The following is a 23107-nucleotide window of genomic DNA, read 5'->3' on the forward strand; positions in this document are numbered from 1 at the left end:
GTCATGTAAGTTCAGACTTACATATGCATTTGTGGGCTGTAAAGGTGAGGGTGGGCCTTCTTCGGACGGCGGATCAGGCGCGGAACTACCGCGGTCCGTAGAGGGGCGGGGGCGGGGCCCCTGACGCGGGCTCGGTCATCGCGTACTGCTTTCCGTCTCCGCTTTCTGCCTCCGTGGGCAGCCCGTCGGCGCCCCGTACGGGTAATCCGTCGGCGCCCCGTACGGGTAGTCCGTCGGTGTCCGTCAGGGCAGCCCACCGGCGTCCTGTACGGGAAGCGCTCCCGGCTCGGGGAGCTGACCGGGGTCGGTGACCTGCCGGGGCAGGCGCGCGGCCGGGGGGCGGTGCGCGTCCCGGCGGTCGAGCAGGTTCAGCAGCGGGCCGGTCATCGCCGTCGTCACCAGCGCCATCACGACCAGCGCCAGGACCAGCGGCGGCGCCAGGATCCCGGTGCTCAACCCGGCCTGGAGCACGATGAGTTCGGTCAGTCCGCGGGTGTTCATCAGGGCGCCGATCCGCCCGGCCTCGGCGCGGCGCAGCCCGCCCAGACGGGCACCGGCGTAGCCGCCGAGCAGCTTCCCGGCGCAGCCGAGCGCCACCGCCACCACGATCAGCGACCAGGACGCGGCGGAGAACCCCCGGGTCAGCACGGTGATGCCGGTGACCACGAAGAAGGCCGGGGCCAGCGCCCGTCCGGCTCGGGAGACCGTATGCACCGGGCCCGCCCAGGGCGCCCGTTCGTCGCCCGGCACGGCCAGGCCGACGAGGGCCGCGCCGAGGATCGCCGTCATGCCCAGGTGCTCCATGGCGAGTGCCACGGCCAGGGCCACGGCGCCGAGCGCGACGGCCGCGGCCCGCGGCAGCCGGGTGCACAGGGAACGTGCCACACGGGTGCGCAGTCCGTACCGCACCGCCAGCGCGCATCCGGCGCCGAACAGCAGGGCCCGCAGGCCGTGCAGGGTGCCGGAGGCGTCCCCGGCGCCGAGGCCGATCGCGACGGTGAGGAGCAGCCAGCCGATGGCGTCGATGGCGATGGCCGAGGCCAGCGCGAGCCGTCCGGCGGCCGACTCCGTCATGCCACGGTCGGCGAGGATCCGCGACAGCACCGGCACCGCGGTGATGGACAGGGACACCGCGATCATCAGGCCCAGCGCGGGCAGCGGGGCGTCGCCGCGGACGGCGGCGGGCGCGACGAGCGTCACCCACGCGGTCAGCAGCGCCCCGGTGCACAGCGCGGGCAGCAGCGAACCGGCGATCACCCACCCCATGGCCCGGCGCGGTGGCCGGTCCGGGCCGATCCGCAGCTTGTGCGCGAGACCGACCAGGAACAGCACCAGACCGGCCTGGGCGAAGAGGGAGAGCAGGCCGAACACGGGGCGTGGCAGCACCGCGTCGAGGGCGGGGGCGCCGAAGGACGCGACCACGGCGGGCCCGGCCAGCAGGCCCACCGTGACCTCCCCGACGACTTCCGGCTGCCGCAGCCGGCGGGCGGCCGCCCGGCCGGCGGCTGCGAGCAGGAGAACGACGGCGAGCGCCGCCACAGCATGTGCGAACCGCAGTAACAGGTACAGGACGTCCATCGCTCAGGGGTCCTTCCCGATCGGGATCCGAGACGGGTCAGCGCAGTCCGGCGAAGTACGCGCAGGTGGGCGGCAGGGTCTCCGCCAGCCGTTCCGTCTTCTCCCGGATCAGCTCGAATTCTCGCCCGGCGACCGCCCCGTCGGACAGGCCCAGGGCGGGCGACGGCTTGAGATCGATGGCGCCGTGCTCGTCCATGCCCAGCGGGGCGCGCATGGACGAGCACGGTGGCAGCCCGTGGTGGCCGCCGAAGAACCTGTCAGGTACGCGGCACGCGCGTCAGCGGTCCGCCCCTCGCCGCAGGTGGGCGTGGCGGGTCCGGGCCACGTCGAGGAGGACGGTGCGGAGTTCTTCGCCGGTGCGGCCCCGCGTCTTGATGGCGTGGCAGTTGGGGCAGAGCGCGACCATGTGGTCCGGGAGATCGGGCCCGCCTCCGGCGAGATCGAGGACGTGATCGACCTCGAGTATCGGCTCGCCGCCGACCGTGACGTCGTCGGGCGCTCCCGTGCACCGCGGGTTCTCGCAACGGCGTCCGCTGCGCAGCAGCACGGCGCGCCGTGCCTCCGCCGACCGGACGGGCGCGGCGGAACGGCCCGTACGGCGGCCGCGGTTCTCCGTCTGCTGACGCTCGGCTATCCGGGACAGGCGGTCGTACTCGGCGGCCAGCACAGCACCACGCAGGTCGGCGTCGCCCGCCCCAAGCTCCCCCCATCCGACCTCAGCCAGCAGAGGCCCCGGGTCCAGATCCACGAAGTACGTGGTCAGCAGGGTGTCGACGACGGCGGTACGGGCCCGGTCCGAGCGGCCGAGGAGGGCGTACACCGCCGCGTCGAGGCCGCCGTCGGGCCGCTGCCGCCGGAACCATCCGCGCAGCGCGGTGTCACCGTGCGCGCGGGGCACCGGCTCCGTATGGCCGGTCAGTTCCCACAGCCCGGCGCGGTGCAGGGCGGCGAGCGGGTAGTCGGGGCGCGGGCGTTCGCGCTGGAGGCCGTGGCGGAGCAGCAGGGCGCCGAGCGCGTGCTCCGTTTCGGCCCAGGGCAGGATCCGCCGCTCACCGCGGCGGGCCCGTCCGACGGCCCACAGCAGCACGATCGGCTGGTGGAGGGCCGGACGCCCGGAGGCACGGCTCACCCGTAACCGGCCTATGCGGCCGAGGAGTTGACCGAGGGCGTCGTCGGCCGGGGCAGCCTCGTCGACGACCTTGAAGCCGAGGCCGCGCAGCAGCTCGACGGCGTGCTCGGCGCCGCCCGAGAAGTCCCGCGGCCGCAGCGGAGCGTGGCCGTCGAGATGGCCGTGGGCGGCGCCGGCTATCGCCTTGGAGTCGTACCGCCGGCCGTCGTGAACGAGGACGTACCGCAGGGCACGCCGGAAGCCGTATCTGCCGAGGAACGCGTCCTGCCCGAGGCGGTCGTACTCCTCGATCGCCCGGAGCACCGCCGTGGGAGTGAGGTCTGCCAACGCCATGCCGGAACAGTAAGCGAGGGCACTGACAACGGCCGGAGACCGGCAGCCGGACCGCCCGGCCGCGGCCTCCTCACCCGCTGAGCGTCACCACCGCCGGATGGCTCCCGAACAGACTCACCGGACGGCTGTCCTGCACCCGGAGCCCGGCCGCGCGGGCGAGGGAAAGGTGGGTCTCCGGATCGTGGAGCAGCAGAACGGCGCGGCCCGTGCCGGGCTTGAGGACGCGGCGGAGCTCGTCGTAGTACGCGGCGGGGCGGGTGGCGAGGGTGCCGCCGGGGGCGACCTGGAGGCCCCACGGGGGGTTGCTCAGGACGCGGTCCGCCAGGCCGTCGGCGACCGGCAGGCGTCCGGCGTCGGCGACCGCCCAGGCCATGGCGGTGTCGCCGGGCGGCTGGGCGGCGGAGGCGTTGGCCACGGCGGAGGCGAGGGTCGCCGGGTTGTGGTCGGTGCCGAGGGTGCGCAGGCCGTCGACGGTCAGCCGTGACTCGATGAGGAGGGTGCCGGTGCCGCAGGACGGGTCGAGGACCCGGTCGCCGGGGGAGAGGCCGGCGAGCAGCGCCATCGCGGCGGCGAGCGGCGGGTGCAGCGTGCCGGGCACCGACTCCTGCTTGTACGCGCGGCGGTGCAGGGGGCGCTCGGTGAGCCGTACCGCGAGCGCCGCCTCGGTGCCCTCGACGGTCACGCGGATCGGGAACGGCTGCCCGTCATCGGGTACCGCGCCGTCCCGCCGCGAGTGGTGCGGCAGCCCGAGAACGGCCGCGGCCTGCTCCCCGACGGTGTCCTCGATGTCGTAGCGGTTGTAGTTCCGCTTGCCGACGTACGAGGCGACGACGTCGATACGGTTCGCGGTGGCGGGCCCGCCGCACCGGCCGCGCAGCCGCAGCAGGCGGCGCCACGGTGCGGTGCGGGACGGCTGGGTGAAGCGGGCGAGGTCGGCCTTGGTGTGGCCGACGCCGCGGATCACCGCGGCCACCAGGAAGACGTCGTCGGCGGTGCGCAGGTCCAGCAGCCGGGCGTCCGGCTCGTCGGTGGTGAACCACACCTCGCGGTGGCGCAGGCGCTCCACGGTGCCAAGACCGCGGGCGGTGATCTCCTGCGCGCAGACCTCTTCCGTGCCCCGCAGGGTCCGTGCCAGCAGCCGCACGCCCACGCGCGAATCCTCCGCCCTCTGTGTCCTGTCCTGCCCCGAAACTCCCCGGGAGTCTACGGCAGCGCCGGGCCGCCCCCGGGCCGCCGCCGTACGCCCGCGGGCGGTGTGACGAGGGCGGATATCGTTGCGGAGGCGAGAGGACAGGACGGACGCGGTGCGGGAGCACGGCAGCCCGGACGCGAGTGGAGGAGACGACCGGTGGCTTACCGCTACGCGACGGAGCGCGTCGACCACTCCGACCTCGCCAGCGGCTTCGTCCTGCGCTCCGCGCCCGGCTTCACCGCCTTCCCGGTGCGGCTGGCCTCGGAGACGTTCCAGCGCGCGCTCACGCTGCGCGGCGGTGACGAACCGGCCGTCTTGTGGGACCCGTGCTGCGGCAAGGGGTACCTCTCGACGGTGGTGGGGCTGGTGCACCGCGACCGGATCGCGGCGGTGGTGGCGTCCGACATCGACGACGCCTCCCTGGAGATCGCCCGCGCCAACCTCGCCCTGCTGACCGCCCGGGGCCTCGCCGACCGCGCCGCCGAACAGGCCGGGAAGGCCGCCCGCTTCGGCAAGCCCGGCTACACCGAGGCCGCGGCCGCCGCCGAACGCCTCGCGGCCCGCCTCGCCGCGGACGGCGGCGACCTCCCGCACACCGTGCACCACGCCGACGTCTTCGACCCGTCCGCCCTGGAACGGGCCGCCGCCGAGTTCGCCCCCGACATCGTCGTCACCGACGTCCCGTACGGCGAACGCGTCCAGTGGCAGGGCGCGAGCGACACCGGGCTGCCCGGCATGCTGACGAGCCTGGCGCGGGTACTGCCGGAACGCGGCGTCATCGCGATCGGCATCCGGGGGCGGAAGTTCCCACCGGTGCCCGGGGTGGCGTCCCGGAAGTTCCGGGTGGGGACGCGGTCCATGGGGCTGTTCCGGGTCGCGGACGTGCGCGCCGCGGCATCGGACGCCTGATCTTTCCGGCTGGGTGCCTGATCGTTTCTTTCCGGCTGGGTGCCTGATCGCTCTGGGTGCCTGATCTTTCTGGCTGCCTTCCTGTCCCGGCCGCCTGACCGGTCCTCCCCTCACTCCAGCATCTGGGTCAGCGCGCTGCGCTCCGCGGTGTGGACGACGTGGGCGCGCGCCCCGTTGACGAGGGGGAGGAACGGCGGGACATGGCCGCACTCGACGTCGGCGAGGAGCGGTACGCCCAGCGGGCCGAGCGCGTCCAGGACGGCCTCGTGCTGGCTGAGCGAGGGGGCGTCGGGCGCCGCGGTGCGGCCGATGAGTACCGCGGTGGCCTGGTCGAAGAAGCCCGCGAGCCGCATGCCGTGCAGCGCGCGGCAGATGGTGAACGCGTCGTCGCCGGACGCCTCGACGTAGACGAGCAGCCCCTCCGGTGCCGTGCGCCGGGCGAACGCGGTGGTGTCCAGGTAGGGCGTCCCGGTGAGGTGGCACAGCGTCTCGACGCAGCCGCGGCAGCAGATCGATCGCCGTCTCCCCGCCCCACGGCGGCACCACCGCCCGGATCCCGGGGTCGCACAGCATCGCCGTCAGCTCGGCGGCCCGCTCGGCCGCCGGAGCGCTGAGATGCCCGGCACCGTCCAGGCGCGCGCCGACGACCACCTCGTAACCGCGCGCCCGTACGTCGTCGAGCGCCACGTCCAGGCGGGCGCGCAGCCGGGCCGGTACGCCGCTCGACGGCGCGGTGACGCCGATGCGGTCGCCGGGACGTAGCGGGGCCGGGTAGCGGAGCGGGGGCGAGGGAGTCGAGGGAGGGGTCGGCATGGGGCGGAGCGTGGCATGCGGGATGCGCCGCGGTACACGGAATTCCCGGCGGCGCGCGACGGCCGCGTGGCCCCTCGCGCCGCCTTCGGACGCCCCTCACCTCGACTCATCACGATTGCTGATCGCTCCCGGTGCGGATTGCGCCTTGGCCGGTGCGGGGCCCGGTGCTGGACTGGAACGGACGCGGAAGTGTGGGACGTACAGGCCCCGTTGGGGCGTGCCCGGGAACGATTCCCGCCGTCCCGCGCCCCTTCACACCACCCCATCCGACTCGTACGAGCAGGAGACGCCATGCCTCTCATCCATGTGCAGCAGACCCCCGGGAAGACCGCCGAGCAGAAGGCCGAGCTGGTCCGCGCGCTGACGGACGCGTATGTGACCGCCACCGGCGGCAAGCGGGAGAGCGTCTGGGTCACGGTGCAGGAGATCGGCGCCGACAGCTGGTCCATCGGCGGGGAGACGCTGGCGGCGCGGGCGGCCGGACGCTGACGGCCGCGGGGCGGACCCCGCACGGCGCCCGGTGACCGGCGGGCCCCGGGCGGGACAGGGGACCGCCCGAATCCCGCCCACCGGACCGGCCTCCCCCGGGGCGCCACGCCCACCCAACCGTCCCTGGGACGCGCCCCGCCCGACCGTCCCCGGGACGCGTCCCAGCCGGGCCGCCCCGGGGAAACGCACCATCTCCGCCCTCTCCCCGAAAGGCCCCGATGCACCCCGCCGCCCGCACGGCATCCGGCGCCCGCACCCGCACCGGCGTCAGACCGCGTACCGGCCCCGGTGACGGCCTCCGCACCGCACCCCGCACCTCCCGCGCCCTCCTCCTGGCCGTCCTCTGCGCGTTGAACGCCGGTGGCCTGTTCGCCTCCGACATCAATCTGCCGGGCGTCCCGGCCACCGCGTCCGCGTTCCACACCCCGGTCGCGTCCGTGCAGTGGACGTTCAGCGCGTTCATGATCGGCATCGCCGTCTCGCAGGCGGTGTACGGGCCGGTCTCCGACGCGTACGGGCGGAAGCCGGTCATCGTCTTCGGGCTCGGGGTGTTCGCCGTCGCCTCCGTGGGGTGTGCGGTGGCGCCCACCGTCGAGGTGTTCGGCGCGGGACGGCTGCTCCAGGCACTGGGCGCGGGCGCGGGGATGGTGCTCGGCCGGGCGGTGATCAGCGATCTGTACGAGGCGACGGACGCGGCCCGGATGTTCGCGACGGTGATGCCGATCGTGGGCGTCTCGCCGTCCGTCGCCCCGCTGATCGGCGGCTACCTGACCACGTACGTCTCCTGGCGCGCACCGTTCGCGGTGACCGCGGTGCTGGGGCTCGCCACGCTCGTGGTGATGGTCACCGCGATCCCCGAGAGCCTGCCGCCGGAGCGACGCAGCCGCCACCTCGGCGCCACGCTGCGCGGCTACCCGAGGCTGCTGACCCGGCCGCGGTTTTGGGCATACACCTTCAACCTCGCGGTGGCGTACGGCGGTTACTTCGGCTACCTCGCCGCCTCCCCGCTGGTCTTCGCCCGGCTGGGGCTGGCCACCGAGACCACCAGCTACTGCTATCTCACCGTCTCGCTCGCATACGTCGCCGGGAACCTCACCTCCCGCGCCCTGGTCCGGCGGCGGCCGGTGGACCGGCTGCTGTGGTGCGGGCACGCCTTCTTCTGCGGCGGCGCGCTGCTGATGCTGGGCCTCGGGCTGAGCGGCGCGGGCACGCCGTGGGGGCTGCTGGTGCTGGTGTTCATGCCGGTGATGACGTTCGGCAACGGGTTCCTGCTGCCGCTGTCGATGAGCGCGGGCGTGACGTCGTTCCGCGAGACGGCCGGTTCGGCGTCCGGGCTGATGGGCGCGGTCCAACTGCTCGGCGCGTCCCTGGGGATCTGCGTATCCAGCAGGTTGCCTGCGGGTGATCTTGCCGCGCTGGGCTGGTTCGTGGTGGGCGCGGCGGGCGCGGGCGCCCTCGCCTTCGCGATGTTCCTGAGGGCGGCGAACCGGGGAGCGCCCGCCGCCCGCTGACCGTCCCAGCGGATGGCGCCCGACCCCGCTGTGCGACGCTCTTCCGGGCCCGCCCCGACCAGGGAGGCGCGGGACACGAGAGCCGGGGTACGGGACACGGGCGCGGCCACCGCCCACGGGGCCCCGGTGGAAGGGGCGGGACGGCGTGGAGCTGCGGCAGATCCAGTACTTCGTCGCGGTCGCCGAGGAGCTGCACTTCGGGCGGGCGGCCGAGCGGCTGCACATCGGCCAGCCCGCGGTCAGCCAGCAGGTGCGGCGGCTGGAACGGGAGCTGGGCCTCGCGCTCTTCGACCGTTCGGGGCGGACCGTGACGCTCACCCCCGCCGGGCGGGAGCTGCTGCCCGAGGCGCACCAACTCCTGTCGGCCCGGGACGCGTTCACCGCCGGGGCCCGTCGGCTCGCCGCCCGGGAGGAGGCGGTCCTGCACGTCGGCATCGGTACGGGCCTGGGGCGTCGGCTGGACGACTTCCTGGACGCGCTGCCCGGCCAGGGCGCCGGGACCCGCTTCGTGTTCCGCACCCTGGAGGCGCCGCGCCGCCTGGCGGAGGTCCGCGCGGGACGACTGGACGCGGCGTTCATCCGGGCGGCGCGGCCTGGGACGGAGGGGCGGGGGGACGTTCCCGGGGGCGAGCCGCACTCGATCGGCGAGCCGGATCCCGCCCTGGATGCGACCCCCGACCTGCGCTTTCTCCCCCTCTGGGACGACCCGCTGAGGGTCGCCCTCCCCACCGCGCACCCCCTCGCCACCCGCGAACCGCTCCGGCTGTCCGACCTCGCCGCCCTGCCCCTGAGGATTGCGCCGCGCGAGACGAACCCGGTGCTCTTCGACGTGGTGCACACCGCCTGCCGCGCCGCCGGATTCGCGCCCGTCATGGGGCCGCCGTCGGTCCGCCTCCAGGACACCCTGGCCGACATCGGGGCGGGCGAGCCGGGCTGGACCCCGCTGTACCCGACGGCGGCGGACGCCGTGGCCTCCCGCCGCGTCACCCTGCGCCCGCTGGACGGCGATCCGCTCACCCTGCGCATGTACCTCGCGGTCCGCGCCGCCACCGACCCGGAGCGGCTGTCCACGCTGACCACCGCGAGCACCCGGCTGCGGACGCGGCCCGGGGGAGGCGATCCGGCGCCGGCGGAGTCCCGAAGGCCGTCCCCGTAACGCGCAGGGACCCCGTAACGCGCAGGGACCCTGCGCAAGGCGAAATCCCCCTGCTCGAAAAATCATTCGGCAGTCGTGCGACGACGTGGTTGTGTGGGGGACGTGGCGAAACTCAATCAGATCATCGCGGTCGAGAAGGGCGTCAAGTCCAAGTCCCAGCAGGACCTGACGGCCGCCCAGCACGGCCTCCAGAAGCCGGCGTTGCTGTCCGGCATCGCGCGGACGTACCAGCCCAAGGACGAGGAGGGCGAGCAGCTGCCGCCCGAGTCCACCCGGGTGCAGGTCAAGGCCGAAGACGTCCTGCGGGCGACGGCCACCACCCTGACCAGGCTGTTCGATGTGACCGCCACCAAGGACTGGGCCAACTGCACCGCCCGCGCCGATGTGACGGTCGAGGGCCGCACCCTCCTCGCCCAGGTGCCGGTGTCGTACCTGCTCTTCCTGGAGAAGCAGCTCGGCGATCTCGCTGCCTTCGTCCGCAAGCTCCCGGTGCTCGACGCGTCGGAGTCCTGGGTGCAGGACCCGTCCACCGACGCCTGGAAGACCGAGCCGGTCCGCACCGTCCGTACGAAGAAGGTGCCCCGCAACCACGTCAAGGCCGAGGCGACGGAGAAGCCCCCGGCGCAGGTCGACGTGTACTACGAGGACATACCCGTCGGGTACTGGACGACCGTGAAGTTCTCCGGCGCGCTGCCCGCCCGCCGGGTCAACGAACTCCTCGACCGCGTCGAGAAGGTGCAGACCGCCGTGAAGTTCGCCCGCGAGGAGGCGAACGGCGCGGAGGTCACCGATCAGAGGGTGGGTGACGCCCTCTTCGGCTACCTCTTCGGGTAGCCCCATCAACTCCCCGGGCGCCTGTGTGCGCCCGGGGTGCGCGAGGAGCGCAAGCTGAAACTGAGGCTTGTCGTGACGAACGCGGTGGTCAGTGGAGGTTCAAGTCCTCCCCGCGGCTCTTCGGGCCGCGGTGGCCCAATCGGCAGAGGCACACCGCGATCAATCTCAGACTCTTGCTCCAGATTCAGTATGCGCCGCCGTTCGCCGGAACGACCGGGCCGGGCCCGCGTCGTCGGATGCCGGTTCAAGTCCGGCCCGTGCAGCCACTTTTCGATGCGCGGTAGTTCAAAGGCAGAACACGACGACCTCAACATGACCCGCGCTCTTCACCGTGCCGGCAATCGCATAGGGCGGCACCACTGGGCCCGGGGGCAGGCTACGCCCCCGGGCCCGCTGCCGTTCCTGGAGCGGAACCCGCCCGATCGCCTCCGATCGCCTCCGTACAGCTCAACCGTCCACCCATACCGTCCTGTTGACGCATGACGCATGACGCATGACGCATGACGCATGACGCATGACGCATGACGCATGACGCATGACGCATGACGCATGACGCATGACGCATGACGCATGACGCATGACGCATGACGGAGCGTGAGCGACCGGCACGGAATCCGCTCGCGCCGAACGGGCAGAAACGGGCCGACGGCCCGGCGCGGCGGGCGCATCCGACGGCAAAATGGGCAGGTCACGGCCGAGTTGTCAGGTGAACGCGACGCACCATCGACGACGGCACCCTGATGCCCTGGAGGGGCTATCCGTTCACTCCATGCGAGCAACCCCACGTGTCCCACCCGCCACGCACACAACTTCTCCACTCCACCGCAGCTCGTTACCGGGCTATGACATACCGGGCTTGACGGTCGGTGTCCGCACACAAGTAGGTTCGGTATAAACCAAGTTGCCTCACCTACCGGCGTTCTTGCGCCGGGAGAAAGGGATACCCATGGGTTCCCACGCCCGCCCGAACCGGATACACCGCACCGGGGTCCGGATTGCGATGGTCGCGATGGTCGGCGCCGCCCTGCCGATCACCGCCACCGGCCTCGCCCAGGCCGCCACCCCCGGTGCCACGCACTCCGCTGACGACAACCAGGACGCGCACCGCCAGCAGGCCGCCCAGAAGGCCGTCCAGCAGCGCGCCGCCGACGCCGCCCAGGACCTGAAGGCCCAGGACGCTCCGCAGGTCAAGGCCGACCACGCCTTCCTCCTCGATGCCCGCGACGGCAGCCAGGAGCGGGAGATGTGGGCCGGTGCCAAGGCCGACGAGAGCGTCTCGATGGCCAGCACCACCAAGATCATGACGGCCCTCGTGGTGCTCAAGCACCCCGAGTGGCTGGAGCACGGGATCCAGGTGAAGCAGGAGTACCGGGACTACGTCCAGAAGGCCGGCGCCAGCACCGCCGACCTCCAGACCGGCGACACGCTCACCGTCCGCCAGCTCCTGCACGCCATGCTGATCCCCTCCGGCGCGGACGCCGCGCTCGCCCTCGCCGACAACTACGGTCAGGGCGCCACCCAGCAGGAGCGGATCGCCGACTTCGTGCGCCAGATGAACGACGAGGCGAAGCAGCTCGGCCTGACCGGCACGCACTTCGACACCTTCGACGGCATCTCGCACGGCGACAACCGCAGCACCGCCCGCGACCTGGCCAAGCTCGGTCAGCGCGCGATGCTCCAGCCGGTGTTCGCCGAGGTCGTCAAGAACGAGCAGTTCAAGGCCGAGGCCCCCGCGGCCAACGGCCACACCCGCTACTACACCTGGAACAACACCAACACCCTGCTGAGCACCTACGACGGCGCCCTCGGCATCAAGACCGGCAGCGGCCCCGAGTCCGGCTACTGCCTCGTCTTCGCCGCCGAGCGCGACAACCGCACCCTGGTCGGCGCGATCCTCAACGACGACAAGGGCCGCTTCGACGACGCGACGAAGATCCTCGACTGGGGCTTCGCCCACTGACCCCACCCGAGCGGTAGCGCCCCACCGACGCGCGCGCATCCAGGCCCCTGCCTCGTCCCCGCCCCCACGGCGGATGGGTGGGGGTCTTTGCGTGGGCGGGGCGGCGGCCGGTACCGGGATACGCCGTGCCCTACGTGCCGAGGCGTCCGGGAAAGGGAGTGAGCAGCCGGTCCCACGCGTCCGCCGCCTGGTGCAGTGCCCCGCCGGCGGCCCCGATCCGCGCCACGTACGGGTCGGTGTGATCGGCATTGCGCCGCCACGGCGGAGCCGCGTCGTCGCAGAGCAGCACGTCCACCCCGACCCCCGCCCCGGGGAGCAGTCGCTACCCTATGCGCCGCTCGCGCCATTGATCCCGCTCGCCGTCGTGATGTGGTGGCCGCCGCGTGGACGGCACCGGGCGGCGGGCGGGGCGCGGCCGCTCGGCCCGGAGGCGTTTCGGGTGGAGCCGATCCGACCGCCGCGGTCCCGCCGCCCGGCCCTGGCCGAGGGGCTGCTGCTGTCGCCGCGGCTCGTGGCGTACGAGCGCGAGCTGGCGGCCGGCGCCCAGTGGCGCTGGGCGCGCAGGCGGGCGCTGGTGCGTGCTGCGCTGGGGGTCGACCTCGTTCCGGGTGCGGTGCGCGCCGGGCGGGTGGCGGCATAGGGGCGAGGCGGGCGCGCCGCGGCTGTTGCCGTGGGCGGGGGCCGAGGGTAAGCCCTGCTACCTGGTCGGGGACGGTACCGGCTTCGTCGCGCAGGTCGCCGACGAGATGGAGACCGTACAGCTGGAGATGGCCCTTGACCTGCTGGAACACGTCGATCGGCGGGTCACGCCCGAGCGGCTGCGGTACGCCGTGGCCCGCCTCGCGGAGTCGCTGCGCGATGTGCACCGCATCGCGGTGAGTCGGGGGGCGGGGTAGGGCGACGCCGGGCGGCGCGATGTTGCTGCAACTGATGGGTTGCAGGGGTGGCCCCCATGTGCAATCGTTGAGTTGCAGTTCGATGTGCAGGAACGCCCGAGGGAGGAAGCCGTGAACGACGCCACTTACACCGACGCCGAGCTTGCCGCGCTGGACCGGATCGCCCGGCAGATCGACATCGACGCCCCGGCGGAGCGGGTCTGGGAGCTGGTCGCGCGCCCCGGTTGGTATGTCAACGACGGCGCGGTCGCGGCTGACCCGGACCTGAGCTGCGAGGGTGACGTGGCCGTGGTGCGCCATCCCACGCTGGGCGAGTTCCGGTTCCGGACGGTGGAGCTGGACAAGCCGCGCTACGCGGCGTTCCGCTGGATCGGCACCCCGTTCCGGGACGAGTCGACGCCCTCGACCCTCGTCGAGTTCTGGGTCGACGAGCGGGACGGCGGCGGGGTGACGCTGCGCGTCGTCGAGAGCGGGTTCTGCGGCCTCGCCGACGACCCGGCCGCGTGGCTGAAGGAGCGCGAGGGCAACGACCAGGGGTGGCTCACCGAGCTGGCCGCCGCGAAGGTGTTCGTCGAGAAGTCCGCGCCGGCCCCGGGGGCGCGCCCGTGACCGCCGCCCTCCCCGTCATATGCGCCGCGCTCGGCGACCCGACGCGCTGGGAGATCCTGACCCGGCTCGGCGAGGGCCCGATGTCGGCGTCCGCGCTGGCCAGGGTGTTGCCGGTGAGCCGGCAGGCGATCGGCAAGCATCTGGAGGTGCTGCGTGAGGTCGGTCTGGTCGAGTCCGAGCAGCGCGGGCGCGAGGTCGTCCACCTCGCCGTCGGCGCCCGGCTCGGCGCGCTGGCCCGGGAACTGGACCGGATCGGCCGTTCCTGGGAGACCCGCCTGCTGCGGATCAAGGAGGTGGCGGAGCGTCCCGGTCCACACACCCGAGGAGCCTCCGGCTGACGGAAGCCGGCGGATGGCTTACGACGAGGGGACACGAATCGTGACCGAGTACGACAGCAGGACAGGGGACCCCGAGAGCGGGACAGTGGACCCCGACCGCGCGCCGGCGCTGCCGCCGGTGGCCGACCGGGCCGCCTTCCAGGCCGAACTGGACAAGCTGCGGGTCCGCGAGAAGGCACACACCCGGGAAGGCGACGCGATCGCCGCGGCCCGGCGCCGGCTGCCCATGGTGGAGGTGGCCGCCGACCTCGAACTGACCGGTCCCGACGGGCCGGTCACCCTGCTCGACGCGTTCGAAGGGCGTCGGCAGCTCATCGCCTACTACTTCATGTGGCATGACGGCCACGACGCGGCAGGGCAGTGCGAGGGCTGCACCTGGGTCACCACCCAGGTCCAGGAGCTGTCCTACCTGCACTCCCGCGACATCACCTACGCGGTCTTCTGCCAGGGCCCGTACGAGGAGAGCCGCCGCTACCGGGACTTCATGGGCTGGGACGTGCCGTGGTACTCGGCCCTCCCGTCGCAGGACGAGCTCCTGGTGGGACGCCGCGTCGGCATGATGCACCTGGTCTGTTACCTGCGCGACGGCGACCGCGTCCATGAGACGTACTGGACGACGCTGCGCGGGGTGGAGGCGATGGACTACAGCTACGCGCTCATGGACCTCACCGTGTACGGACGCCAGGAGCTGTGGGAGGACTCGCCCCCCGGCCGGCCGCGTGTCCAGGGAACACCCGTCGACCACGTCGGCCTGCGGAGCAACGGACGCCCCATCCCTCAGTGGTCCCGCATCGAGGCCGGGCGCTCCGACGACCTCACGCCGCGACCATGACGGCAACCGCATCGCGGTGAGTCGCTGGGCGGGGCAGGGCCCAGGGAAATCGCTGGCTCGCGCCAGGCCCCGGCCGTACCGTCGCGCGTATGAAGCTGCTCTCCGTCAACGTCGGCAGGCCCCGTCCCAATCCGTGGAAGAGCAGACGGGAGACGGGTGGGCGGACGGGGATCGACAAGCGGCCGGTGGAGGGGGCGGTGGCGGGTCGGGGCGGACGTGGTGCTGGAGGTGTCGTGTCCGCGGATTCCGTGCGGGACGTTTCAGGGATGGATGGGGCGGAGCGGCTGGAACCGGCGGTTCACGCGCGCCGGGCTGCCGGGTGGGTATCTGCGGGTGATCGCGCCGGGGGAGATCCGGGCCGGTGACCCGGGGGAGGTCGTGCACCGGCCCGGACACGGGGTGAGCGTCGCTTACACATTCCGCGCGGTGATGTCGGAGGCGGAGCTGTTGCCATCGCTGCTGATTGTCGAGGAACTGCCTGAGTTTGTGCGGGAGTTCGTGTGCGGGCGTATCGATGGGAGGCGGGGGGCGGAGGGGTGAAGGGGTGAAGGGGGCGACAGTGACGCACGCCCCCGGCCCCCTCAGCCCAGCGCCTCCGCCAACGCCACGATCACCCCACCCGGCCCCCGCAGGTAGCACAGCAGATACGCATCCTCGAACTGCGTGATCTCCCCTATGAGTTCGGCCCCGTGCGTGTGCAGGCGGGTCACCGTGTCCTTGATGTCGTCGACGGCGAACATGAGGCGGCAGAAGCCCAGGGTGTGGGGTGGGGGGTTCGCCGGGTCGGGGGTGAGGGGCGGCGGGTTGTGGAATGCGGTCAGTTCGAGGCGGCTGTGGCCATCGGGGGTGCGGAGCATCGCGATCTCGGTGCGGACGTCGGGGAGGCCGAGGATCCGGTCCACCCAGGGGCCCTCGATCGGCGCCGTGCCCTCCAGCTCCAGGCCGAGTTCGGTGAAGAACGCCGTGGCGGCCTCCAGGTCGTCGACGACGATGCCGACGTTGTCCATCCGCTGAATCGCCATGGGACGGATCCTAGGGCGAGCCACTGACAGCCGGCCCGATCCGGCGGCGTACGGGTGAGTGGCCGGGCGGCCGGGTGAGGCCGCGGGGCCGGGCGGGCGTACGGGCGCGGCCGGGCGGGCCCGTACGGGACTCGCCGCAACGGACAGCCCCTCGCCGCCGGCTACTCCACCAACCGAGCCAGCCCCCGCGCCTCCTGCCGCAGATGCGTCCGCAGGGTGTCCGCCGCAGGGGAGAGCGGGCGGTCGGCGGGTCTGGTGAGGCCGACGGCCTGGCTGATGGATTTCAGGGGGGTGTCGATGAGGCGCAGGTCCGGGTCCTGGGTGGCGATGAGGAGGGGGAGGGCGGCGAGGGCGTCGGTGGCGAGGAGGAAGTGGCGCAGGGTGGGCATGGAGGTGCACTCGACGCGGTCGGCGGGGAGTTCCACGTCGGCGTGGGTGAACAGTTCCTCCAACTCGGCGCGGAGCGAGGTGCGGTCGACGGGGAGCACCCACGGGTAGCGGCGCAGTTCGGCGAGGGACGGGTGGCGCAGGCGGTGCACGGGGTGGTCGGTGCGGGCGGCGAGGCGGACCGGTTCGCGGTACAGCTGCTCCTGGGTGAGGCGGCGCGGCGGCTGCCCCGAGAGGCGGCCGACGATCAGGTCGATCTCCCCGGAGAGGACCCCGGCGCGCAGCGTGTCCGGTGTGGCCTCGCGGACGACGACGGTGACCGCCGGATGCGCCCGCTTCAGCGCCGCCATGGCGCGCGGCAGCAGCAGGTTGGACCCGGCGAGGTGGACGCCGACGGTGACCGAGCCGAGGTGACCGGCCGCGAGGTGCCCCAGCTCCGCCCCGGCCTGCCGCAGCTGGGCCAGGACCGCGCGGGCGTGGCCGACGAACGACTCCCCGTACAGCGTCGGCGTCACCCCGCGGTGATGCCGTTCGAACAGCGGGACGCCGAGGATCGTCTCCAGCTCGTGCAGGGCACGGGTGACGACGGGTTGGGTGATGTGCAGTTCCTGGGCGGCGCGGATGACGCTGCCCTGGTCGGCGATGGCGGTGACGAGGGTGAGGTGGCGCAGTTTCAGGCGGCCGTCGAGCAGCCTCTCGCTCTCCATAGGGGTCACGGTATGCCCGTAGGAGCATCGCGGGGAACGCAAAGAGCATTATTCAGGCATGCCCTGGCTCTCTAGCCTCGGCGTCATGAGCCGCAGCACTTCGCTCCCCGTGCGGGAGATCCGCAATTTCGTGGACGGCGCCTTCGTGGACGGCGTGCGCTCCTTCGACAGGTTCAGCCCGGTGGACGGCACCCTCGTGGGCCAGGTGCACGAGGCGGACGAGGTTCTCGTCGACGCCGCCGTCCGGGCCGCCCGCCGCTCCCTGTCCGGCCCCTGGGGCGACACCACCGTCCCCGAGCGCGCCGAGCTGATGCGCCGGATCGCCGACGTCATCGACCGGCGCGCCGACGAACTGGTTGCCGCCGAGGTCGGCGACACCGGCAAGCCCGTGGCGATGGCCCGGGACCTGGACGTGGCCCGCGCCGCCGCGAACTTCCGGGCCTTCGCCGACACCATCTCCGCCGCGGGCCTCGACTCCTTCCTCACCGAACTGCCCGGCGGGCGCACGGCCCTGAACTACGCGGTGCGCCGGCCGCTCGGCGTCGTCGCCGTCATCGTGCCGTGGAACCTGCCGCTGCTCCTCCTCACCTGGAAGCTCGCACCGGCCCTGGCCTGCGGGAACGCCGTGGTCGTCAAACCGTCAGAGCTGACGCCCGCCTCCGCGACGCTGCTGGCGGAGATCCTGAAGGAAGCCGGGCTGCCGGACGGCGTCTGCAATGTCGTGCACGGCTTCGGCCCGGACTCCGCGGGCGCCTTCCTCGCCGGGCACCCGGACGTGGACGGCGTGACCTTCACCGGCGAGTCCGCCACCGGTACGGCGATCATGCGGGCGGTGGCGCCGGGGGTGCGGCCCGTCTCGTTCGAACTGGGCGGCAAGAACGCCGCGCTGGTCTTCGACGACGCGGATGTGGCGCGGACGGTGGACGGGCTGGCCCGGTCGGTGTTCACCAACACCGGGCAGGTCTGCCTGTGCACCGAGCGGGTCTACGTCCAGCGGCCGCTCTTCGACGAGATCGCCGCGGGGCTCGCGGAACGCGCCCGCGCGCTGCGGCCGGGCCGCCCCGAGGACCCGGCGACCACCACCGGACCGCTGATCTCCCAGGCCCACCGCAAGAAGGTCCTCGGCTACCTCGAACTCGCCCGCAGCGAGGGCGCGCAGGTGCTGGCCGGGGGCGGCGTGCCCGAGATGGGCGCGGACCTGGACGGCGGCGCGTGGATCGAGCCGACGCTGTGGACGGGCCTGGAGCACACCGCCCGCACCATGCGGGAGGAGATCTTCGGGCCGGTCGCGGGGCTCATCCCGTTCGACACCGAGGAGGAGGCCGTGCGGCTGGCGAACGACACGCCGTACGGGCTGGCGTCCTGCGTCTGGACCCGGGACCTGGAGCGCGGCCACCGCGTCGCACAGCGGATGCGGACCGGGATGGCCTGGGTCAACACCTGGTATCTGCGCGATCTGCGGTCGCCCTTCGGCGGCACCGGCCTCTCCGGCATCGGCCGCGAGGGCGGGACGCACTCCCTCCACTTCTACACCGAGCCGACGAATGTGTGCGTGCAGTTGTGAACAGTGAAGAGTCCCAACAGGGCGCGTACTGCGGTGAGTTGATAGCCGATCGGGCCTCCGATGCCGAGATCGCGGAGGCCGTCGAGCGGCTGCGCCGCGCCGCCGCCACCGGTGTGCCCTGTGCGCCCGTACGGGAGCTGATCGGCGGGTGGGATCAGGACGCGGCGTACGCGGTGCAGCGGGCGGTGCTCGACGGGCGGCTCGCGGACGGTGCGCGGCGGGCCGGCCACAAGATCGGGCTGACCTCCCCGGCCGTGCAGCGGCAGTTCGGGGTCTACGCGCCGGACTACGGGGTGCTCCTCGACACCATGGTGCACACCGACCGGGAGCCGTTGGACCTGGGGCGTTTCCTCCAGCCGCGGATCGAGGCGGAGGTCGCGTTCGTCCTCGGCAAGGATCTGGACGGGCCGTCGGTGACGGCGGCGGAGGTGATCGCGGCGACCGATTTCCTGCTGCCCGCGCTGGAGATCGTCGACTCGCGGGTGGCGGGCTGGGACATCCGTATCACCGACACCGTCGCCGACAACGCCTCCAGCGGCGCCGTCGTCCTCGGCACCACGCCGCGCCCGCTCGCCGCCGTCGACCTGCCGGGCCTCGGCATGGCCCTCGACCACCGCGGTGAGACCGTCTCCACCGGCTCCGGCGCCGCCTGCCTGGGCACCCCGCTGGCCGCCGTCGTCTGGCTCGCCCGCGAAACCGCCCGCCGCGGCGACCCGCTGCGCGCCGGGGACCTCGTCCTCTCCGGGGCGCTCGGCCCGATGGTGCCGGTCACCGGGCCGGGCGTCTTCCGCGCCCGCCTGGACGGGTGGGGAGAGGTCCACGCGGACTTCGTACGGGAGGGGGCCGGTACGGGTGGGGGGCCGGGCGCCGGGCCCGCCGCCGCGACCTCGCCCGCCGACCGCCCGGGTGCCTCCGCGGCGCCCCGCACCCCCGAAAGGAGCACGGCATGACCGCCACGGCCACCGGAACCGCCCCCGCCGCGATCATCGGCTCCGGCAACATCGGCACCGACCTGCTGATCAAGATCGACCGGCTCTCCGACGCCCTGCACGTCGCGGCGGTCGCCGGGGTCGACCCGGCGTCCGACGGGCTCGCCCGCGCCCGGCGGATGGGCATCGCCACCACCGCCGAGGGCATCGACGGGCTGCTGCGCATGCCCGAATTCGCCGACGTCGAAGTGGTCTTCGACGCCACCTCCGCCGCCGCCCACGCCCGGCACGCCGAGGCGGTCCGGGCCACCGGCAAGGCGATGGTCGACCTCACCCCGGCCGCCCTCGGCCCGTACGTCGTGCCGCCCGTCAACCTCGGCGACCATCTCGACGCGCCCGACGTCAACATGGTCACCTGCGGCGGACAGGCCACCGTCCCGGTCGTCGCCGCCGTCTCCCGGGTGGTGCCCGTCCGGTACGCGGAGATCGTCGCGTCGATCGCCTCCCGCTCCGCCGGGCCCGGTACCCGCGCCAACATCGACGAGTTCACCGAGACCACCGCCGCCGCCCTCGAACAGGTCGGCGGGGCCGCCCGCGGCAAGGCGATCATCGTCCTCAACCCGGCCGAACCGCCCCTCGTCATGCGGGACACCGTCCACTGCCTCACCGACCCGCTCGACGCGGCGGCCCAGGAGGAGGTCCGGCGGTCCGTCGTCGCGATGACCGCCGCGGTCCGCGCGTACGTCCCCGGCTACCGACTCAAGCAGGAGGTGCAGTTCACGCCGGTCGACGAGCCGTTCGTACCGGGCACCGGCGGGCCGTTCAAGGGCACCCAGGTGTCGGTGTTCCTGGAGGTCACCGGCGCCGGACACCATCTGCCCGCGTACGCCGGGAACCTCGACATCATGACCTCCGCCGCCCTGCGCACCGCCGAATCCCTGGTCGCCCGGCGCCGGGAAGGAGCCACCGCCCGATGAACCCGACCCCGGCGGACACCCCGCCCGCCCTCTACATCCAGGACGTCACCCTGCGGGACGGTATGCACGCCGTCGGCCACCGCTACACCACCGCGCAGGTCACCGCCGTCGCCGCCGCCCTCGACGCGGCCGGTGCCGACGCCATCGAGGTGGCGCACGGCGACGGCCTCGCCGGCTCCGGCGTCACCTACGGGCACGGCGCCCACACCGACCTGGAGTGGATCGAGGCCGCCGCTTCCGTCATCACCCGCGCCCGCCTCACCACCCTGCTGCTGCCCGGCATCGGCACCCTCGCCGACCTGCGCCGGGCGCACGCCGCCGGGGTCCGCAGCGTCCGGATCGCCACCCACTGCACCGAGGCGGACGTCGCCGCCCAGCACATCGCCTGGGCCCGCGAACACGGCATGGATGTCGCAGGGTTCCTGATGATGAGCCACCTCAACGACCCGGCGGGCCTGGCGCGACAGGCCGCCCTGATGGAGAGCTACGGCGCCCACTGCGTCTACGTCACCGACTCCGGCGGCCGCCTCACCATGGACGGCGTCGCCGCCCGCGTCCGCGCCTACCGTGACGTCCTCGACCCGGCCACCGAGATCGGCATCCACGCCCACGAGAACCTTTCGCTCTCCGTCGCCAACAGCGTCGTCGCCGTGGAGAACGGTGTCCGCCGTGTCGACGCCTCCCTCGCCGGGCAGGGCGCGGGCGCCGGGAACTGCCCGATCGAGGCGTTCGTCGCCGTCGCCACCCTCCAGGGCTGGCGTCACGGCTGCGACCTCTTCGCCCTCCAGGACGCCGCCGAGGACCTGATCCGCCCCCTCCAGAAGCGCCCGGTCCGCGTCGACCGGGAGACCCTCACCCTCGGCTACGCGGGCGTCTACTCCAGCTTCCTGCTGCACGCCGAACGCGCCGCCGCCCGCCACGGCCTCGACGTACGGGAGTTGCTGCTGGAGGTCGGGCGCCGCGGGATGGTCGGCGGACAGGAAGACATGATCGTCGACGTGGCGCTGGACCTGGCCGCCGCGCGGAAGGAAGCCGCCGTATGAACCCCGTTGCCACCGAAGCCGGTGGGGACCTCGCCGAGGCCGCCGCGGTGCTGGACGCCGCGGCCACCGGCGCCGCCCCGGTCGCCCAGCTCACCGCCGCCGCACCGCTCACCCTCGATGCGGCGTACGACGTCCAGCGGCTGCTGATCGAGCGCCGCACCGCCCGCGGCGAGCGCCCCAGTGGCGTCAAGCTCGGCTTCACCAGCCGCACCAAGGCCGCGCAGATGGGCGTCTTCGACGTCATCTTCGGCCGTCTCACCGACGCCATGCGCCTGCCCGACGGCGCCCGCGTCCCCCTTGACCGCTACGTCCACCCGCGCGTCGAACCCGAGGTCGCCTTCCGGCTCGCGGTCGACGTCCGGCCCGAGGACACGATCGACCCCGAGGCGGCCGTCGACGCCGTCGCCCCCGCCCTGGAGATCATCGACAGCCGGTACCGCGACTTCCGCTTCACCCTTGAGGACGTCGTCGCCGACAACACCTCCGCCGCCGGATACGTCCTCGGCCCCTGGACCGCGCTCGCCGACGCCGGGGACCTCGCCAACCGCGGCGTCCGCCTGGAGATCGACGGCCGCACCGCCGAGACCGGCTCCACCGCCGCGATCCTCGGCCACCCGCTGCGCGCCGTCCACGCCGCACTGCGCCGCGCCCGCGCCCTGGGCCACCCGCTGCGCGCCGGGGACGTCCTGCTGGCGGGCGCCGCCACGCCCGCCGTCGCCCTCACCCCGGGCAGCCACGTCGAGGTGACCGTCACCGGACTCGGCCGCGCCGCCTTCACCGTCGAGGACGCTCCCACGGAAGGGACACCCCATGAGTGACGGCATCGTCGTCCCCGGCAAGGCCACCCCGCGCGGCCGGTTCCCGCATGTGAAAACCGCCGGTGACCTGGTGTTCTTCTCCGGTACCAGCAGCCGCAGGCCGGACAACACCATCGCCGGTGCCACCGCCGACGAGATGGGCGCCACCACTCTCGACATCCGGGAACAGACCCGCGCCGTCCTGGCGAACGTCCGCGAGGTGCTGGCCGCCGCCGGGGCCACCCTTGACGACCTCGTGCAGGTCACCGCGTATCTGGTGAACATGAACGACTTCGCGGGCTACAACGCGGTCTGGGCCGAGCACTTCGACGAACGCGGGCCCACCCGCACCACCGTCGCCGTGCACCAACTGCCCCACCCGCACCTGCTCATCGAGATCCAGGGCATCGCCCACCGCCCCGCCCCCGCACGGCTGTAACGCCCCGTTACAGCCGTAACGCCTCCGCCCGGCCGTAACGCCCCCGTCCCGCCAACCCGAGGAGCACGATGGACCTGCCTCCGGTCATCAACTTCGCCCAATGGGTACGCGACCACGCCGACGACCTCAAGCCACCGGTGAACAACCGGCAGATCTGGGACGGCAACAGCGACTTCATCGTCCAGGTCGTCGGCGGGCCCAACGCCCGCACCGACTACCACCTGGAGCCGTACGAGGAGTGGTTCTACCAGGTCAAGGGCGCCATGCACATCAATGTCATGGCCGACGGACGGCCCCGGCGCATCGATGTCCGCGAGGGCGAGATGTTCCTGCTGCCCGGCGGCGTCCCGCACTCCCCGCAGCGCCCCGAGGCGGGCTCCGTCGGCCTCGTCGTCGAACGCGTCCGGGACGAGGGCACCCTGGAGCGCTTCCAGTGGTACTGCCCCGACTGCCACGCCCTCGTCCACGACGTCGAACTCCAGGTCCGCGACATCGTCCGCGACCTCCCCCCGGTCTTCGCCGCCTTCCACGGCGACACCCGGGCCCGAACCTGCCGCGCCTGCGGCACCCTGCACCCCGGCAAGAGCGGAACCGCACCGTGAACAGACCCACCCCCGGCACCCTCGACACCCTCGGCCCCGGCCCCCTCGCGCCCCCCACTGA

Annotated in this window: 27 protein-coding genes and 1 pseudogene; 20 read left to right on the forward strand and 8 right to left on the reverse strand. The window is 73.3% G+C overall.

Annotated features, from left to right (window positions below):
- Positions 1 to 243: 243 nt before the first annotated feature.
- The 4 genes from OG422_RS17205 to OG422_RS17220 all read right to left on the reverse strand — a co-directional run bounded on the left by OG422_RS17205 (position 244) and on the right by OG422_RS17220 (position 4190).
- The gene (locus tag OG422_RS17205) at positions 244 to 1578 is read right to left on the reverse strand and encodes a cation:proton antiporter (RefSeq protein ID WP_143942846.1); all 1335 of its coding nucleotides are present in this window, start codon (positions 1576 to 1578) and stop codon (positions 244 to 246) included.
- 37 nt (positions 1579 to 1615) lie between these two features.
- Positions 1616 to 1792 (reverse strand): hypothetical protein, encoded by a 177-nt coding sequence (locus tag OG422_RS17210; protein ID WP_185993978.1) that lies wholly within the window; start codon positions 1790 to 1792, stop codon positions 1616 to 1618.
- A gap of 63 nt (positions 1793 to 1855) precedes the next feature.
- Positions 1856 to 3040 carry an HNH endonuclease signature motif containing protein gene (locus OG422_RS17215; protein ID WP_405743604.1) on the reverse strand — a complete coding sequence of 395 codons (1185 nt, stop codon included), beginning with the start codon at positions 3038 to 3040 and terminating at the stop codon, positions 1856 to 1858.
- A 70-nt stretch (positions 3041 to 3110) separates the two neighbouring features.
- Positions 3111 to 4190, reverse strand: coding sequence for a methyltransferase domain-containing protein (locus OG422_RS17220; protein WP_405743605.1), 1080 nt, complete (start codon positions 4188 to 4190; stop codon positions 3111 to 3113).
- A gap of 198 nt (positions 4191 to 4388) precedes the next feature.
- Here OG422_RS17220 and OG422_RS17225 point away from each other — a divergent pair, with 198 nt between their 5' ends.
- Positions 4389 to 5141 carry an rRNA methyltransferase gene (locus OG422_RS17225; protein ID WP_405743606.1) on the forward strand — a complete coding sequence of 251 codons (753 nt, stop codon included), beginning with the start codon at positions 4389 to 4391 and terminating at the stop codon, positions 5139 to 5141.
- A gap of 110 nt (positions 5142 to 5251) precedes the next feature.
- Here OG422_RS17225 and OG422_RS17230 read toward each other — a convergent pair.
- Positions 5252 to 5828, reverse strand: a pseudogene (locus OG422_RS17230) (LD-carboxypeptidase).
- On the opposite strand from OG422_RS17230, the gene OG422_RS17235 reads away from it, so the two are divergent.
- The 6 genes from OG422_RS17235 (at position 5757) to OG422_RS17260 (ending at position 11904) form a co-directional block, all read left to right on the forward strand.
- Positions 5757 to 5903, forward strand: coding sequence for a hypothetical protein (locus OG422_RS17235; RefSeq protein WP_405748083.1), 147 nt, complete (start codon positions 5757 to 5759; stop codon positions 5901 to 5903). The pseudogene OG422_RS17230 and the gene OG422_RS17235 overlap by 72 nt on opposite strands.
- 342 nt (positions 5904 to 6245) lie before the next feature.
- Positions 6246 to 6443: a 4-oxalocrotonate tautomerase family protein gene (locus OG422_RS17240; protein WP_143942850.1), complete on the forward strand. Its 198-nt coding sequence runs from the start codon at positions 6246 to 6248 to the stop codon at positions 6441 to 6443.
- Positions 6444 to 6661: 218 nt separating this feature from the next.
- Complete coding sequence (locus OG422_RS17245) at positions 6662 to 7954, forward strand: multidrug effflux MFS transporter (protein ID WP_405743607.1); 1293 nt, start codon at positions 6662 to 6664, stop codon at positions 7952 to 7954.
- 145 nt (positions 7955 to 8099) lie between these two features.
- A complete protein-coding gene (locus OG422_RS17250) occupies positions 8100 to 9110 on the forward strand; it encodes a LysR family transcriptional regulator (RefSeq protein ID WP_405743608.1) in 1011 nt (336 codons plus the stop codon).
- 102 nt (positions 9111 to 9212) lie between these two features.
- The gene (locus OG422_RS17255; protein ID WP_405743609.1) at positions 9213 to 9944 is read left to right on the forward strand and encodes a hypothetical protein; all 732 of its coding nucleotides are present in this window, start codon (positions 9213 to 9215) and stop codon (positions 9942 to 9944) included.
- Positions 9945 to 10890: 946 nt separating this feature from the next.
- Positions 10891 to 11904, forward strand: a complete 1014-nt coding sequence (locus OG422_RS17260) for a D-alanyl-D-alanine carboxypeptidase family protein (RefSeq protein WP_405743610.1) — start codon at positions 10891 to 10893, stop codon at positions 11902 to 11904.
- Between the two features lie 130 nt (positions 11905 to 12034).
- Here OG422_RS17260 and OG422_RS17265 read toward each other — a convergent pair whose 3' ends face one another.
- Positions 12035 to 12199: a hypothetical protein gene (locus tag OG422_RS17265; protein WP_405743611.1), complete on the reverse strand. Its 165-nt coding sequence runs from the start codon at positions 12197 to 12199 to the stop codon at positions 12035 to 12037.
- 144 nt (positions 12200 to 12343) lie between these two features.
- Between OG422_RS17265 and OG422_RS17270 the strand changes: the two genes are divergently transcribed.
- The 6 genes from OG422_RS17270 to OG422_RS17295 all read left to right on the forward strand — a co-directional run bounded on the left by OG422_RS17270 (position 12344) and on the right by OG422_RS17295 (position 15119).
- A complete protein-coding gene (locus OG422_RS17270; protein WP_405743612.1) occupies positions 12344 to 12544 on the forward strand; it encodes a hypothetical protein in 201 nt (66 codons plus the stop codon).
- On the forward strand, positions 12513 to 12800 hold the full coding sequence (locus OG422_RS17275; RefSeq protein WP_405747842.1) for a hypothetical protein: 288 nt from the start codon (positions 12513 to 12515) through the stop codon (positions 12798 to 12800). The genes OG422_RS17270 and OG422_RS17275 overlap by 32 nt, the downstream gene beginning before the upstream one ends.
- 111 nt (positions 12801 to 12911) lie before the next feature.
- Entirely contained in the window at positions 12912 to 13409 is a 498-nt protein-coding gene (locus OG422_RS17280) for an ATPase (protein WP_405743613.1), read from the forward strand.
- Entirely contained in the window at positions 13406 to 13747 is a 342-nt protein-coding gene (locus OG422_RS17285; RefSeq protein ID WP_143944804.1) for a metalloregulator ArsR/SmtB family transcription factor, read from the forward strand. Before OG422_RS17280 ends, OG422_RS17285 begins: the two co-directional genes overlap by 4 nt.
- Before the next feature lie 85 nt (positions 13748 to 13832).
- Positions 13833 to 14579, forward strand: coding sequence for a DUF899 family protein (locus tag OG422_RS17290; protein WP_405747844.1), 747 nt, complete (start codon positions 13833 to 13835; stop codon positions 14577 to 14579).
- Positions 14580 to 14795: 216 nt separating this feature from the next.
- A complete protein-coding gene (locus OG422_RS17295; RefSeq protein ID WP_405743614.1) occupies positions 14796 to 15119 on the forward strand; it encodes an MOSC domain-containing protein in 324 nt (107 codons plus the stop codon).
- A gap of 41 nt (positions 15120 to 15160) precedes the next feature.
- On the opposite strand, the gene OG422_RS17300 is transcribed toward OG422_RS17295, so the two are convergent.
- The gene (locus tag OG422_RS17300) at positions 15161 to 15601 is read right to left on the reverse strand and encodes a VOC family protein (protein WP_405743615.1); all 441 of its coding nucleotides are present in this window, start codon (positions 15599 to 15601) and stop codon (positions 15161 to 15163) included.
- Between the two features lie 161 nt (positions 15602 to 15762).
- Positions 15763 to 16695, reverse strand: coding sequence for a LysR substrate-binding domain-containing protein (locus OG422_RS17305; protein ID WP_405743616.1), 933 nt, complete (start codon positions 16693 to 16695; stop codon positions 15763 to 15765).
- Positions 16696 to 16780: 85 nt separating this feature from the next.
- On the opposite strand from OG422_RS17305, the gene OG422_RS17310 reads away from it, so the two are divergent.
- The 7 genes from OG422_RS17310 (at position 16781) to OG422_RS17340 (ending at position 23046) form a co-directional block, all read left to right on the forward strand.
- Entirely contained in the window at positions 16781 to 18259 is a 1479-nt protein-coding gene (locus OG422_RS17310) for a 2-hydroxymuconic semialdehyde dehydrogenase (RefSeq protein ID WP_143944680.1), read from the forward strand.
- 38 nt (positions 18260 to 18297) lie between these two features.
- Positions 18298 to 19209, forward strand: coding sequence for a 2-keto-4-pentenoate hydratase (locus OG422_RS17315; protein WP_405747846.1), 912 nt, complete (start codon positions 18298 to 18300; stop codon positions 19207 to 19209).
- On the forward strand, positions 19206 to 20165 hold the full coding sequence (locus tag OG422_RS17320; protein WP_405743617.1) for an acetaldehyde dehydrogenase (acetylating): 960 nt from the start codon (positions 19206 to 19208) through the stop codon (positions 20163 to 20165). The genes OG422_RS17315 and OG422_RS17320 overlap by 4 nt, the downstream gene beginning before the upstream one ends.
- Positions 20162 to 21208, forward strand: coding sequence for a 4-hydroxy-2-oxovalerate aldolase (gene dmpG / locus OG422_RS17325; RefSeq protein WP_405743618.1), 1047 nt, complete (start codon positions 20162 to 20164; stop codon positions 21206 to 21208). Before OG422_RS17320 ends, dmpG begins: the two co-directional genes overlap by 4 nt.
- Complete coding sequence (locus OG422_RS17330) at positions 21205 to 22026, forward strand: 2-keto-4-pentenoate hydratase (RefSeq protein WP_405743619.1); 822 nt, start codon at positions 21205 to 21207, stop codon at positions 22024 to 22026. The genes dmpG and OG422_RS17330 overlap by 4 nt, the downstream gene beginning before the upstream one ends.
- Positions 22019 to 22444 (forward strand): RidA family protein, encoded by a 426-nt coding sequence (locus OG422_RS17335; RefSeq protein ID WP_405743620.1) that lies wholly within the window; start codon positions 22019 to 22021, stop codon positions 22442 to 22444. Before OG422_RS17330 ends, OG422_RS17335 begins: the two co-directional genes overlap by 8 nt.
- A gap of 68 nt (positions 22445 to 22512) precedes the next feature.
- Positions 22513 to 23046 carry a 3-hydroxyanthranilate 3,4-dioxygenase gene (locus OG422_RS17340; RefSeq protein WP_405743621.1) on the forward strand — a complete coding sequence of 178 codons (534 nt, stop codon included), beginning with the start codon at positions 22513 to 22515 and terminating at the stop codon, positions 23044 to 23046.
- The last annotated feature ends 61 nt before the right edge of the window (positions 23047 to 23107 follow it).

Origin of the sequence: Streptomyces sp. NBC_01525, from assembly GCF_045040405.1 — a bacterium.
Classification (GTDB): domain Bacteria; phylum Actinomycetota; class Actinomycetes; order Streptomycetales; family Streptomycetaceae; genus Streptomyces; species Streptomyces benahoarensis.

Excerpts from the sequence above, each read along its gene's own strand:
- OG422_RS17305 (WP_405743616.1), bottom strand. The coding sequence starts at position 16,695 with ATGGAGAGCGAGAGGCTGCTCGACGGCCGCCTGAAACTGCGCCACCTC.
- OG422_RS17320 (WP_405743617.1), top strand. The coding sequence starts at position 19,206 with ATGACCGCCACGGCCACCGGAACCGCCCCCGCCGCGATCATCGGCTCC.
- OG422_RS17335 (WP_405743620.1), top strand. The coding sequence starts at position 22,019 with ATGAGTGACGGCATCGTCGTCCCCGGCAAGGCCACCCCGCGCGGCCGG.
- OG422_RS17310 (WP_143944680.1), top strand. The coding sequence starts at position 16,781 with ATGAGCCGCAGCACTTCGCTCCCCGTGCGGGAGATCCGCAATTTCGTG.
- OG422_RS17245 (WP_405743607.1), top strand. The coding sequence starts at position 6,662 with ATGCACCCCGCCGCCCGCACGGCATCCGGCGCCCGCACCCGCACCGGC.
- OG422_RS17235 (WP_405748083.1), top strand. The coding sequence starts at position 5,757 with ATGCCCGGCACCGTCCAGGCGCGCGCCGACGACCACCTCGTAACCGCG.
- OG422_RS17330 (WP_405743619.1), top strand. The coding sequence starts at position 21,205 with ATGAACCCCGTTGCCACCGAAGCCGGTGGGGACCTCGCCGAGGCCGCC.
- OG422_RS17205 (WP_143942846.1), bottom strand. The coding sequence starts at position 1,578 with ATGGACGTCCTGTACCTGTTACTGCGGTTCGCACATGCTGTGGCGGCG.
- OG422_RS17260 (WP_405743610.1), top strand. The coding sequence starts at position 10,891 with ATGGGTTCCCACGCCCGCCCGAACCGGATACACCGCACCGGGGTCCGG.
- OG422_RS17340 (WP_405743621.1), top strand. The coding sequence starts at position 22,513 with ATGGACCTGCCTCCGGTCATCAACTTCGCCCAATGGGTACGCGACCAC.
- OG422_RS17210 (WP_185993978.1), bottom strand. The coding sequence starts at position 1,792 with ATGCGCGCCCCGCTGGGCATGGACGAGCACGGCGCCATCGATCTCAAG.
- OG422_RS17300 (WP_405743615.1), bottom strand. The coding sequence starts at position 15,601 with ATGGCGATTCAGCGGATGGACAACGTCGGCATCGTCGTCGACGACCTG.
- OG422_RS17215 (WP_405743604.1), bottom strand. The coding sequence starts at position 3,040 with ATGGCGTTGGCAGACCTCACTCCCACGGCGGTGCTCCGGGCGATCGAG.
- OG422_RS17240 (WP_143942850.1), top strand. The coding sequence starts at position 6,246 with ATGCCTCTCATCCATGTGCAGCAGACCCCCGGGAAGACCGCCGAGCAG.
- dmpG (WP_405743618.1), top strand. The coding sequence starts at position 20,162 with ATGAACCCGACCCCGGCGGACACCCCGCCCGCCCTCTACATCCAGGAC.